Here is an 11,956-nt window from a genome sequence, read left to right on the forward strand (position 1 = left end):
GTCAACCTTTGGTCGGTATATGGGGCAGCTTGCGCTGTTTGAGTTCGGGAACCGCTTCCAGTGCAGGATCTTTGTGGACAAGTTCGGCCCCCGCCGCCCGGGCCTGGGCGGCGGTGATGGCATCGGCGGTGGAAAGCTTGAATTGGGTGCGTAACCAACCAGCGGCGATGCAGTCGTCTTGAGTGGGGGAACGAATGTCAATCGGCATCTCCCGGATCAGGCGCAGGTCGTCGCGGGCGGCTTTTTCGCCGAAGGTCCTGGCCAGGACCGAGACGATTTCGGTGAGGCTGACGGTGGAGAGGAGGAGCGTGGCGCTGCCTTTTTCCGCGGCTTCGAGCAGGGCGGTGACCGTGTCGGTTCCCGGTTCATCCTGCAGGAGGGTCAGCAGGGCGCTGCTATCGAGCCAGCTTGCGGTCTTCATGGGCACGGTCGCGTCTTCCTTGTGCCAGCAGTTGGGCCGTCAGATTCGGCCCGCGCTTGCGTTTGCCAACCAGTGCACGCCAGCCTTCGCGGGGCAGGGGATATCCGATGAGTTTGCCCTCCTGGATTTCCCAGACGATCCGGGTGCCCGGCTGCAGGTTCAGTTGGTCACACAATTCCTTGGGCACGGACACCTGCCGTTTTGCTGAAAGCGTGGTTTTTCATACAGCGAACCGTATGGTAAAACGATGGTTGGGTCAATTTTACCAAGGGCGGCTCATACCAGTGCCTCGGTGCAGATGATGATCGGTTCGGTGGGTATTTCGGCCGTTTCGGTTCGTTGCGCGGCCAGCGCATCGAGTTTGTGCTCGAAGGCGAGGGTCTTGAGTCGCTCCAGGGTTTCTTCCGGCGTGAGCTTTTGCTGGCGCAGCCCGCGCAGTGCGAACTCAGCCCTGCCATCCAGCGGGGTCACGCTCCAGAGCCGGCGCAGGCTTTCCAGCCGGTCCGGGCTGAGCCGTGGGTCGGAGCGCGCGCTCGGGAGGCCGGTCGCCCTCTGGTAGGCGTCGCGGATGACCTCCAGTGCCCAGCGTTGTGCAGGGGAGAGTCGTTGGGGCGTGCCTCCGGCGGCCAGGTATTCCTGGTATTCCTGCTCGAACCGGGCCTTGAGTTTCGAGACCAGGGCGTTGTAATCGGGCGGAAGTGCCTGACGCGGCTCGTCGGGTGGGCAGGCAATGGCGGTGAGTGCGGAGTGGTTGTCCTGGGTGAGGATGTTGCCGTGGGCGTCCGCCAGCCAGAGGCGTTGGAAATCGCCGGCCTGACCGTAGAAGAAGAGGGCCGGGCAACGGGTTGGGTCCCGGGGAGGTGCGGTCCGGCGTTTGGCGGAGCGGATGGCGTTGGGGAGCGCGACGATGCGGTTGAAAAGCTCGGGCTGCTGGCGCTGGATGCGGCGCATGAGGTCCTCGGCGTCCTGAACCTCCAGGTCCACGGCGTTCTCCAGTTCGTCTTCGATGGCCTCGAGCTTTTTGCCGTCGCCCTCGTAGATGGCATACATGGCCTCGGGGTTCAGTTGCTCGTCGGGTTCGAGGATGGCGGCGTCTTCGCCGATGGTGCGGTGGATTTCGTCGATGCGGGCGCGGAGGATCTCACGCAGGTGCAGGTGCTTTTCGAGCTCCAGTTCGGGCAGGAAGTTGAAGGCGTAGATCTCTTTGTGGGGGGAGTTGATGCGGTCGATCCGGCCGAACCGTTGGATGAGCCGCACGGGGTTGAAGTGGAGATCGTAATTGAGGATGAGGGCCGCATCCTGGAGGTTGAGTCCTTCACTCAGCACATCGGTGGCCACGAGAATGTGGATGGGATTCTTGACGGGCGCCTTGACCTCGTTGGCGATGGGAGCGAAGCGGTTGACGAGGGTTTGCAGGTCGGCGCGGGTGCTGTCGGCATGTTCGATCGTCTCCGGAGGCCGGAGGCCGGCCTCGCGCAATTGCTTTGTGAGGTAGCGGGCTGTGTCGATGTACTGGGTGAAGATCAACAGTTTGTGAGTGCGCAGCAACGGCTCTTCTCCGAGCCACTGGAGCAGTCGCTGCAGTTTGGCGTCGTGTTCCGGGGTGATGGGGTCGACGTGTCTGGCCATTTCCCGGAGCGTGGCGAGGTCGGCTTCCACGTCGCGGCGGAGATCCTCGATTCGGAAGTCGCGGAGGTCGTACTTTTCACTGAGCTTTTCCAGCTCGGCCAGCAGGTCGTCGCGTTCGGCGTCGCCGGGTTCGATGCCCTTGAGGAGGTCTTCGACCTCTTCGCCGGCGATCAGGAAACCGTTGTCGAGCCCGCGGAGGAAGATCTCGTGCCGCTCGATGAGGCCGGCCAGGGTCTGGCGGAAGGCCTCGACACTGGATTCGAGCCGCTTGAAGAGCAAGGTGCGCATCAACCCGCGGAGGCGTTTGCCGGCGCGGGCCAGATCCTTGTAGGGATTCAGACGCTGCTTTTCCGGGAGCACGTAGTGGTGCAAGGCGTAGCGGGCGTAGGTCAGGCCCTCGTGTTTGCCACGCGTCGGATCGGGGGGCTCGATGAGGTCCCGCAGGCGTTTGTAAAAGCCGCCATAGGTTTTTTCGATGCTGTAGTCGATGGTCTTGAGCACGCGGTCGGGGAAGCGGACCGGTCTTCCATCAATTTTGGCATCCGGCCAGTGTTCGCGGATGTGTTTGCGTGTACGGCGAATGAGGAAGTGCTGCAGCAGCGGTGGCAAGGCACGCTGCCCCTCCTCGACCAGTTTGAAGTACTGAGTCAGCGAGCGGGGCTCGACCCCGAGGTCGATGCGGTCGTCGGGCGTGAAGAGTCGGATTTGGTTCAGGATGTCGCGGGCGCGGCTGTTGCGGGGAGTGGCGGTCAGCAGAATCATGGGCAGACCCAGGCCGCGGACGAGTTGGAAGAGCCGTTCGTAGCGGAGGGTGTCGCTGTGGCGGAGGTTGTGCGATTCGTCGAGCAGGACGAGGTCCTTGTTTTGGAAGCGCTCGGCGGACCAGTCAAAATCCGGCTGGCTGAGCATGCCCAGGCTGAGGACCTCGGCCCCAAGGTCGTATCGGTCCACGAATCGCTCCCGCCACATGTCCACCAGGTGTGCCGGGCAGATGATGAGTGCGCGTTGACGGTCGCGCATCTTCAGCCATTTGAGGATGGCGGCGGCGATGAATGTTTTGCCCAGGCCGACGACGTCGCTGATGAACACGCCGTTGCGGAGCTTGAGCACGCGCAGGGCGCTCTTGACCGCGGCCCATTGGAAATCTGCCAGGGGCGGGAAATCCAACGGCAGGACCACATCGGGTTCTTCCAGCCGGTCTTTGGTCAGGTGGTAGAGCACCTTTAGATAAAGTTCGTAGGGAGTGACAGAGTCGTTCAGGGCCCAGGACGCCTCCAATTGGCGCATCAGGCGCTGCTCAAAGGGCTCGGCTTCGTCCCAGAGTCGGTCAAACCACCGGCAGAGCTGCTCGTGATTGGCATTGCCGTGCACGACAACGTTCAGCTCGGTGTTGTCGTGCAGACCGGCCAGCGAGAGGTTCGAGCTCCCGACGATGGCGATCCCCCGTTCGAACCGACCGGCCGGGTAATCGAAGATGTAGGCCTTGGCGTGGAGCCGGCCACGCGTATAGACGCGGACCTTGAGGCGGCTTTCCCGAACCATCCGCGCCAACTGGCGGACCAGGGCTTGATCTGCGTCCGTTTGGTCGAGTCTTTCCAGCCTCTCGCGCAGGAGGCGTTCCGCGGCGGCCAGGCGCTGGGCACGTTGCTGGGGGCTCAGAAAGACAGCGGCTCGTTGCTGTTGTTGAAGGGATTGCACGGAGCTGTGTGCCTCCGCCAATTGTTCGATGGTGTAACGACCGGAGGTGTTCCCGATCAACAGGCGCAGCTCTTGAATGTTCTCCAACTCGCTGGCGATGGCTTTGAAACCGCTGAGGAAGAAGTAACCGACGGCGAAATGGGCACGTTCGGACTGGTCCAAAAGGGGTCGGACCGCATCAGCCAGGTGGGATTCCCGGTTGTCGATGATATCGTGTGGCATAGAACTGCTGGTTTTGTACCCGTCTCATCCGCGGTTGTGAAGTCCGGGCAACGGCCAGCCGGGCGGAGAGGATCCCGTTTGCACCTGGGGTCCATCCGATATTGTTCGGCCGGAAGGCGAGCTCTTGGTGCGCAGGTGGAGATTCCGGCATGGTCTGCCGCGCAAATCGGAAGGCGAGGCTGCGGCGACCGGAGGGGCCCGGCGCCGGATGGCATGTCCGTCCCATCCTAGTGTCGGACATTGGCCCGCCTCCTCGTGGATCGGCTGAGACAGGTTCGTGGGCTCCCTGGCCTGTGGACCTTTGCAGGCGCTTGGCCCAGGCAACGGATGCCTTGCGCGAGGGGCGGGGGCGTGGTTAAATAAAGGCGCAAGGGTGCGCATGTGGCGGAATTGGCAGACGCGCTACTTTGAGGTGGTAGTGGAGCAATCCGTGCAGGTTCGAGTCCTGCCATGCGCACCATAAAACTTTTGGCTTTCGAATGAACCTCGCGCGGCTCGAGAGGCTGCGCGAGGTTCTGTTTTGGGGCGCCGGGCAAACTGGGGCCGAAACCTCCAGACGTCGTTCGCAAAACAGGGTTCCCGGAATGGCGGCGGCAAAGCGGTGGGCTGCGGGTACGTTTTGCGAGCTCCAGCCTTTTGCCGGGGTGTGCCCGCAGGGACCTGACCCAACCCGGGGGTGCCGGCCCGAGGGAGTGGACGGGAACGGCCGGCTCCCGGCCGCAGGAGTCGCGCGCCGGCCGGGCGGGCTTCAACCTCCGGCAACGATGCGAACGATTTCCAGCCGGTCTCCTGCCTGCACCTGACGGCGCGGGAATTCGCTGGGCGGAACGGCCTCGCCGTTGTGTTCGACGACCACGCTTCGCGGGGGCAAACCCTGCGCCCGCAGGAATTCCTCGAGGGAACAGGGCAGTTGGGCCTCGATCGGTTTGCCGTTGGCGATGACCGTTTGCATGTGCCGTTTTCCCCCACACGTATGCCGCGGACCGGGGCGCGATGCAAGCAGTGGGCCGGCGCGGAGCCGTCCACAGGCCGGGCGGAGGGATTCCACGGAGGGTTCGGGGAACGTGGGCTTGATCGAGCCAAGTACAGCCTTGCCGCGGAGGGGCTTAATTTGCCCGCTTCCGCGGTCAATGGACGCCTCTTGGAGCGTCAGGGCCGCCTGGTCGAGCAGTCCCGTCCGCGGTCAGGTGCCGACTTCCGCGCTGGATGCGGTCCACGCACCGGAACCGGTTGCAGTCACGCGGCTGGCGAGGCAGGGGCCACCAGTGCCGGAGGATTGGCCAAACAAAAGACCGCTTCCCGCGTCCGCGAGCGGAGGTGCACCCGGCCGGCGTTGTAGAAGGCCGGAGCTCAGCCAGTGGTGGAACCCGGCGGGGCCGCAGAGCCCGGAGGTGTCTTCGGTTCAACGAGGATTTGGTGGCGTCGAGCCTTTTCTGCGACGATGCCGTGCGGGGTGGGCTCGTATTCGTAATCATCCGGTTCGACGTAGTCCTTGCGCATGGGGTAATCCTGGAAGCCGTCCCACATCAGGATTCGGCGCAGGTCGGGATGGCCTTCGAAAATGACGCCGAAGAGGTCGTAGACTTCACGTTCTTGAAACTCACAACTGCGCCAGACGGGGGTCAGGGACGGCAGTCGGACCTGATCGGTTCGGTTGCCTGTCCGCATGCGCAAGACCAGGGGGCCGTGACGGAGGGTCATGGAGTAGAGGTGGTAAACCACCTCGAGGTAGCCGGGCCGGATGTGTTTGCGGGTTTCCTCGACCTCGCGTTCCTCGCCTTCGATCCGGAGGCGGACGCGGACCTTTTCCGTGATTTCTTTGTCCAGCCAATCCACTCCGGTCACGTTGGAGCAGTAATCGAAACGCAGGGCCGGGTCGTCGCGCAAGAAGCGGGCCACGGCCAGCGCGTGCTCAGGGTCCACGAGCAACGAATGCTGACCCGAGGGGGACGGGTTGGGAACGATTTCGACGCGGGCCGCGGGCACGGCGGCCAGGATGCGGTCGCGGATGGACTCCAGAGGTTCCATTGGGTTCAGGCGGGTCGGCGAATGGCCGGGGGATGCCAAATCTCCGGGTTCTTGGGGGGAACGAGATCGTGCGGCCCGAATTCGGGCACGGGATACTCGCCCGGTTGGTCGGGGCGCAAATGGCGGGGGCGATCCGGTCCGGTCAGGGATTCTTCGGCGATCCGTTGCTGGAGGGTCATCAGGGCGTGGATGAGGGCTTCCGGGCGCGGCGGGCAGCCGGGGATGTGGACGTCCACGGGGATGTAGCGGTCGATGCCCTTGAGGACGTTGTAGCCCTGCTTGAACGGACCGCCGGAGATGGCGCAGGCGCCCATGGCGATGACGTATTTGGGTTCGGCCATTTGGTTGTAGAGGCGGACCACCTGGGGTGCCATTTTTTTGGTGACCGTGCCGGCCACGATCATGAGATCCGCCTGACGCGGCGAGGGTCGGAACACCTCGGCGCCGAATCGAGCGAGATCGTATCGTGCCATGGAGGCCGCGATCATTTCGATGGCGCAGCAGGCCAGGCCGAATCCCAGCGGCCAAAGTGAGTTGCTTCGACCCCAGTTGTAGAGCTGCTCCAGGGTCGTCACGAAGATGCCGTGCCGTTGGAGTTCGCTGCGCAGTCCCGGATCCATGGCAGGCTCAACGTAGTCGCAAAGGCGCGGTGACTCAAACCGAACTCGGAAAGGCACCGGCCCGACGGCGCCGGCCAAGGTGGACGCCGCAAGGGTTCAAGCCCATCGAAGCACCCCTTTGCTCCACGCCCAAACCAGGCCCTCCACCACGAGCAGCAAAAACAGCATCATGGCCAGCACCGCGCCCAGGGGAAGACCTCCAAAGGCCACGGCAAAGGGGAGCAAAAACACGATCTCCACATCGAACACCAAAAACACGATGGCATAGAGATAGTAGGAACTCTTGAACGGGCGCCAAGCGTCCCCATGGGATTCGAGGCCGCATTCGTAGAGACCGTTTTTGACCGGGCCCGGCTTGGGCGGGGCGAAGCGCCACGCCCAGAGACGGGCCAGCCCCAGGGGCACCAGGGCGAACAAGAGGGCCGCGATCAGGAACACCACCAGGGTCACGTAGCCGTCGCCGATTTGAGCTGTACCGATGCTGTTCATGAGCTTGCACCCGACCGACGGCACCCTAGGAATCCCGGCTGGACGGTGTCAAGCGGACCGCGATGCAGCTCTGGGTGGAGGCGGGGCCCCAACGTCCGCCTGGCGGGGCGAAAGTGAACGGGCCCGCAACGCGAGGGTGGCGGGGCGCAAGGAACGCGGCTCGGGGAGATGGCGTCGTTGAAACCGATCGGGCGGCAGCCCGAGAAGTTTCGCCGAACCGAATCGGGAAAGATCCGAGGTCCAGGCAAGGGGCCGGCCCGGGCTGAGCCAGGGCGGGACGTCGTCACGGTTGACGGGCCAAGCAGGCAGCCCAGTGGCCCGGCCCCGGCGTTTGTATGGGCACCCAGTCGCCGCCATGAAGAGAGTGGCGCGGGCCCCAGTCGCCGGTGGCGATGCTGATCCAGTGCAGGGTGAACGGGCCGTCGTGCCCCCGGAGGTCCAGTTCGACTGCGCCGCCGTCGGGGAAATACAGGGCGTAAACGCTGCCTGGGCGGGCCGCCAGGTACGCTTCATTGGGCTCGCGTTGGCGCAGAAGCTGGAGGGTTGGCTCCAGCTCCCAGAACCGGCAGAGGGAGGCCAGCTTGCGGGCGGCGAGGAGGGCAGCTTTGGCTTCGGGGCCGAGGCCCAGGCCGGAATCGGGACGATGAAAACGCACGGCGGCCGCGCCCCCGATGAGGTGTCGCCACCATCGTTCCAGCCCGTCGCGCGTGTTGCCGTACCGACCGGTGTCGGCTCCGTAGGTTTTCACGGTGTTGATGGGACGCGGTTTGGAGCCCAGGTAATGGCGAACCCACTGGAAGTGGTCCCAGTGCGTCTGGCCTTTTTGATGGTTGTTTTGGGAAACATCGGCGAAATCGTAGAGTTCGGGGTGGTCGAATGTGTTTCGGTGCATGGGGCTGCGGATGTCCCAGTCGTCCCACATTTCGGTGATGAAGACGTCCACGCCGGCGCCGCGAGCCTGCTCACGGATGTAACGGGCCCAGAAGGCGCTCCAGGCGGGATCGCCGGAGGTTTCGTTGTCGATGCAGTAAAGCACATGCGGCCAGGGCAAGGTGTGGCGGAGCAGCTCGTCCAGGAAACGTTTTTGGTAGCGGAAGACGACTTGATTGTTGCGCTGGTCCGGGGTGGTGAAGAAGAAGGGCTGCCGGTTGGCGCCGGGATGGTCCGGGTACTCTTCCGCCAGGCCGGATTCTGCGGTCGTGTAGTTGACGTTGTTGCGCGGGTTGTAGGGATGGAGTTCCCAGTTGCGGCGGGCGTAGTCGAATCGGTCCCAGACCTCGATCTGAACGATGATGTTGCGTTCCCAGGTCCATTGGAGCATTCGGGCTAGGCGATTCCAGTACTCGGGATTCCAGTGTTCGAGGTCGTATTTCCCGTCGGGGCGGCGATGGAAGGGATAGACTTCGAATCCTCCGTCGGGTCGGTCGCTCATCGTGTTTCGGATGTAATTGCCGCCCGCGGAACGGATTTCGTCCAAGTGCGGTTGCAGATCGGGGATTTGGAAGAGGTTGTCGTCCTTGGAACCTCCCAGGAGCAGGATGGGCCGGCCCTGATACTGCCAGTAGCGCGGGTTGGCGGCGTAGGGTCGGATACGGTCTTGATTGGGGAGCACCGGTCGGGACGGAGGATCGACAGCCCGGGCGGCGACCACGGCGAGCCAGATCCAGAGGCACACTGAGGCTTTCATGAGGCTCACTCTGCACCCGGGCTCGATCCGGAATCAAGAAGGTCGGGAGCGTGGTGGAGTTCGGTGCGAAGGGGGCGGAACGCGGCAGCCGACGGGTTGGGAAGAGACGGTGTTTGGCCCCCGCCTGCAGGAGTCGGACCGCTGCGGAGCAGGGGCACGGGGCGGCCACCGACCTCAATTGGCCGACTGTGACTCTTCGGTGGCGAAGGTTCGCAGGGCCTGTTCGAGGCTGCGATCGAATCCTTCCAGACTGAGCAACCGGTCGGAAAGGTCACTCAGGGCCTGGCGCGCGACCGTGAACTGCTCAGCCAGGGTGTCGAAGACCCCGCTCAGTCCGTACTGATGGGCGAGGCGATGGTCCCGGGCTGCGCGGTAACTGGCGCGGCCCACCTCCTCATAGTAGCGCAGGCCGGGGGCGCCGCGCCGCTGCACCCGATATTCCAAGTGAGAGGCGAACAGGCCCGACAGGAAGAGGGTGTGATTGGCCAGGTGGGTGCGCAGCAGGAAGGCGGTGGTGTCATCCACTTCGCGCAAGGCGGCCAGCAGCTCGTAAAGGTAGTCCACGCCGAGGTCCCGGTCGGGCAGAGGCTTGCGCCACCGTTCGGTCCGGGCGAACTCGGTCAGGAGTTCGGCGACGTAATCGGCCACCAATCGGTCTTCGAGTCCCAGGCGCCGGAGGACATGGCGGACGAGCACGTAGAAGTAGAGGCGGGCCGAGACGGGCAGACAACGGGGGGCTTCGAGCAGGGCCCGCAACAGGGCCGGATGGTCCAGCACCATGTCCCGGGCCTCTTCGTCTGCGAGCAACTCGCTCAATTTGGTGCGCTGCGCCTCGTCGGCGGCGAGGACGGTCTGGACAAAGGCCAGATCGTCCGCCGTCAGGCGCGCGCGGCAGCAGGGCTGGATGACCCGCATAAGTCGTTGCCTTGTCGCCGTTGCGGCAGCCGGGGCTGTCGGCCTGCGTGGGGCCCGACCGCACGCATCAGTCCCGATTCAACCCTACTCAACCGCCATCCGCTTTCAACAAGAGCATTCCTTATGCCAAATATCAAAAGACGCGTGGGCCGGCTCCCGAGGGTTTGCGCCAGCACGGGCATGTGTGGACCACATCGGGGAGGAACAAGCTGCAATTCCGGGTGCTGCATGCGTCCGCAGCATTGGAGCGATTCTATCGCGCGAAAAAGCGCTGGATGGCCTGGATGACCTCGATGAACCGATCGACTTCCTCCACCGTGTTGTAGAAGTAGAAGCTGGCGCGGGCGGTGGACTCGACCCCGAGCTTGCGCATCAGCGGCTGGGTGCAATGGTGGCCGCCGCGCAGGGCAATTCCTTCCCGGTCGGCCAACGTGACCACATCATGGGCATGGACGTCCTGGAGCAGGAAACTCACCAGGCCGGCCCGATTTCGTTTGGGTCCGAACAGCCGGACGCCGCCGAGGGCGGCGAGCCGGTCATAGGCATACTGGGCCAGTTCCTGATCATGCTGCCAGATCCGTTCCCGGCCGATCATATCCAGATAGTCCAGCGCGGCGTGCAGACCGATGGGCCCGGAGATGTCGGGCGTGCCCGCCTCGAACCGATGGGGCGCGGGCTTGAAGAGGGTCCGGTGGTATTCCACCGACAGGATCATCTCGCCGCCGCCCTGGTAGGGAGGGAGGGTTTCCAGAAGCTCCTGGCGACCATACAGGACGCCGATGCCGGTCGGCCCGCACGTTTTGTGACCGGAGAAGACGAAAAAGTCGCAGCCCAGGGCCTGCACGTCCACGGGCATGTGACCGGCACTCTGGGCCCCGTCCACCAGGGTGACGATGCCGCGGGCACGGGCGCGGGCGCACCAATCAGCAACGGGATTCACCACGCCCAGCGAATTGGACACGTGCACCATGGCAAACAGTTTGACCGGGGGCGCCAGCAGTTCCTCCAGTCGCCGCGCGTCCACGATGCCTTCGTCGCCGGTGACCGGTACAAAGGCCAGCTTGGCCCCGGTTCGCTCGGCCACCAGCTGCCAGGGCACCAGGTTGCTGTGGTGTTCCAGCTCGGTCAGCAGGATCACGTCGCCGGGCTTCAAGTGCTGGAGCCCCCAGCTGTGAGCCACAAGGTTGATCCCTTCGGTGGTGCCGCGGGTGAAGACAATTTCTTCCGGACAGCGGGCGTTGAGGAACCGGGCCACCCGGGCGCGGGCGGCCTCGTAGGCCTGAGTGGCGCGGTTGCTCAGTTCGTGGATGCCGCGATGAACGTTGGCGTTGTCGCGCTCGTAATACCGGCGCAGGGTTTCGATCACCACGCGCGGTTTTTGGCTGGTGGCGGCGTTGTCGAAGTAGATCAGCGGCTTGCCGTGGACGGTCTGGTGCAGGATGGGAAAATCCTCGCGCAACCGGCGCCAATCCGGCGCGGGGCCGGCCGGCTTCGGGGCGGCCGGCGCAACCGCACTGGAGGCCTCGGCGGCGCTCGGGCGCGCCACGGCGGGTTCCGTGGGAAGAGAGGGGGAGACGCTCACAACAGTCCCAATTGCAACTTGGCCGCTTCCGAGAGCATGGATTGATTCCACGGGGGATCCCAGACCACTTCCACGTTGGCCTCTTCGACGGCCTCGATGGAGAGGATCTTGTTCTGGGCGTCCTGCGCGATCATGGGTCCCATGCCGCAGCCGGGGGCCGTGAGCGTCATTTTCACGTCCACCCGGTAGGTATCCGGCTTGCCCTCGATGGGGGTCACCACGCAATCGTACACCAGGCCCAAGTCGACGATATTGACCGGGATTTCCGGATCGTAACAGGTCTTCAACACTTCCCAGACCTGTTTTTCGACCTCTTCCCGGGTCATGGGCTTGCCGGTGGCGACGGTCTGGGTCTGGACCGGCAACCCCAGGGCGTCGGCGTCCTTGCCCTCGATGCGGAACATGTTGCCGTTGACGATGACGGTGTAACTGCCACCCAGTGACTGGGTGATGTAGGCCTGCTCTCCCTTCATGAGGGTGACCTTGGTGCCGACGGGCACCAGGGCGGCCTCAACGTCGCGCGTCAGGGTAACCGGATTGCTGCCGCTCATATGGACGCCAATATAGCCAAAATCTGGGCAATGTCGCGTCGGAAAACCGCCGGGTCCATTCGCCGGGCTTCTTCAGACAATGACCGGTCCGGACAGGCCGCCGCCCCCTGGACG

At 64.2% G+C, this 11,956-nt stretch carries 10 protein-coding genes, 1 tRNA gene and 1 pseudogene; 1 reads left to right on the plus strand and 11 read right to left on the minus strand.

The window, feature by feature from the left end; genetic code table 11:
- Nucleotide 1: 1 nt before the first annotated feature.
- The 3 genes and pseudogenes from ACPDIT_RS04405 to ACPDIT_RS04415 form a co-directional block, all read right to left on the minus strand.
- Nucleotides 2–421: a PIN domain-containing protein gene (locus ACPDIT_RS04405; protein ID WP_423441914.1), complete on the minus strand. Its 420-nt coding sequence runs from the start codon at nt 419–421 to the stop codon at nt 2–4.
- Nucleotides 396–623 (minus strand): annotated as a pseudogene (locus ACPDIT_RS04410) (AbrB/MazE/SpoVT family DNA-binding domain-containing protein); the annotation flags it as partial. The pseudogene ACPDIT_RS04410 and the gene ACPDIT_RS04405, both read right to left, overlap by 26 nt.
- 74 nt (nt 624–697) lie before the next feature.
- On the minus strand, nt 698–3,970 hold the full coding sequence (locus ACPDIT_RS04415) for a helicase-related protein (RefSeq protein ID WP_423441916.1): 3,273 nt from the start codon (nt 3,968–3,970) through the stop codon (nt 698–700).
- A gap of 375 nt (nt 3,971–4,345) precedes the next feature.
- Between ACPDIT_RS04415 and ACPDIT_RS04420 the strand changes: the two genes are divergently transcribed.
- A tRNA-Leu gene (locus ACPDIT_RS04420) sits at nt 4,346–4,430 on the plus strand.
- Nucleotides 4,431–4,718: 288 nt separating this feature from the next.
- On the opposite strand, the gene thiS is transcribed toward ACPDIT_RS04420, so the two are convergent.
- The 8 genes from thiS to sufT form a co-directional block, all read right to left on the minus strand.
- The gene (gene thiS, locus ACPDIT_RS04425; RefSeq protein ID WP_423441918.1) at nt 4,719–4,922 is read right to left on the minus strand and encodes a sulfur carrier protein ThiS; all 204 of its coding nucleotides are present in this window, start codon (nt 4,920–4,922) and stop codon (nt 4,719–4,721) included.
- Between the two features lie 398 nt (nt 4,923–5,320).
- Complete coding sequence (locus ACPDIT_RS04430; protein WP_423441920.1) at nt 5,321–5,998, minus strand: NADH-quinone oxidoreductase subunit C; 678 nt, start codon at nt 5,996–5,998, stop codon at nt 5,321–5,323.
- Between the two features lie 5 nt (nt 5,999–6,003).
- On the minus strand, nt 6,004–6,618 hold the full coding sequence (locus tag ACPDIT_RS04435) for an NADH-quinone oxidoreductase subunit B (protein WP_423441922.1): 615 nt from the start codon (nt 6,616–6,618) through the stop codon (nt 6,004–6,006).
- Between the two features lie 96 nt (nt 6,619–6,714).
- Entirely contained in the window at nt 6,715–7,107 is a 393-nt protein-coding gene (locus ACPDIT_RS04440; RefSeq protein ID WP_423441924.1) for an NADH-quinone oxidoreductase subunit A, read from the minus strand.
- A gap of 283 nt (nt 7,108–7,390) precedes the next feature.
- Nucleotides 7,391–8,794, minus strand: a complete 1,404-nt coding sequence (locus ACPDIT_RS04445) for a hypothetical protein (protein WP_423441926.1) — start codon at nt 8,792–8,794, stop codon at nt 7,391–7,393.
- Nucleotides 8,795–8,968: 174 nt separating this feature from the next.
- Nucleotides 8,969–9,709 (minus strand): hypothetical protein, encoded by a 741-nt coding sequence (locus ACPDIT_RS04450; RefSeq protein ID WP_423441928.1) that lies wholly within the window; start codon nt 9,707–9,709, stop codon nt 8,969–8,971.
- A gap of 253 nt (nt 9,710–9,962) precedes the next feature.
- Nucleotides 9,963–11,168, minus strand: coding sequence for a cysteine desulfurase (locus ACPDIT_RS04455; protein WP_423442568.1), 1,206 nt, complete (start codon nt 11,166–11,168; stop codon nt 9,963–9,965).
- 119 nt (nt 11,169–11,287) lie between these two features.
- Nucleotides 11,288–11,842, minus strand: a complete 555-nt coding sequence (sufT, locus tag ACPDIT_RS04460) for a putative Fe-S cluster assembly protein SufT (RefSeq protein WP_423441930.1) — start codon at nt 11,840–11,842, stop codon at nt 11,288–11,290.
- Between the last annotated feature and the right edge of the window lie 114 nt (nt 11,843–11,956).

It is taken from the genome of Limisphaera sp. VF-2 (assembly GCF_049537125.1).
In the GTDB taxonomy this organism is placed as follows: Bacteria; Verrucomicrobiota; Verrucomicrobiia; order Limisphaerales; family Limisphaeraceae; genus Limisphaera.

What these genes read in the sequence shown, in the direction of transcription:
- thiS (WP_423441918.1), bottom strand. Translation starts at nt 4,922, where the DNA reads ATGCAAACGGTCATCGCCAACGGCAAACCGATCGAGGCCCAACTGCCC.
- ACPDIT_RS04450 (WP_423441928.1), bottom strand. Translation starts at nt 9,709, where the DNA reads ATGCGGGTCATCCAGCCCTGCTGCCGCGCGCGCCTGACGGCGGACGAT.
- ACPDIT_RS04415 (WP_423441916.1), bottom strand. Translation starts at nt 3,970, where the DNA reads ATGCCACACGATATCATCGACAACCGGGAATCCCACCTGGCTGATGCG.
- ACPDIT_RS04440 (WP_423441924.1), bottom strand. Translation starts at nt 7,107, where the DNA reads ATGAACAGCATCGGTACAGCTCAAATCGGCGACGGCTACGTGACCCTG.
- ACPDIT_RS04435 (WP_423441922.1), bottom strand. Translation starts at nt 6,618, where the DNA reads ATGGATCCGGGACTGCGCAGCGAACTCCAACGGCACGGCATCTTCGTG.
- sufT (WP_423441930.1), bottom strand. Translation starts at nt 11,842, where the DNA reads ATGAGCGGCAGCAATCCGGTTACCCTGACGCGCGACGTTGAGGCCGCC.
- ACPDIT_RS04405 (WP_423441914.1), bottom strand. Translation starts at nt 421, where the DNA reads ATGAAGACCGCAAGCTGGCTCGATAGCAGCGCCCTGCTGACCCTCCTG.
- ACPDIT_RS04445 (WP_423441926.1), bottom strand. Translation starts at nt 8,794, where the DNA reads ATGAAAGCCTCAGTGTGCCTCTGGATCTGGCTCGCCGTGGTCGCCGCC.
- ACPDIT_RS04430 (WP_423441920.1), bottom strand. Translation starts at nt 5,998, where the DNA reads ATGGAACCTCTGGAGTCCATCCGCGACCGCATCCTGGCCGCCGTGCCC.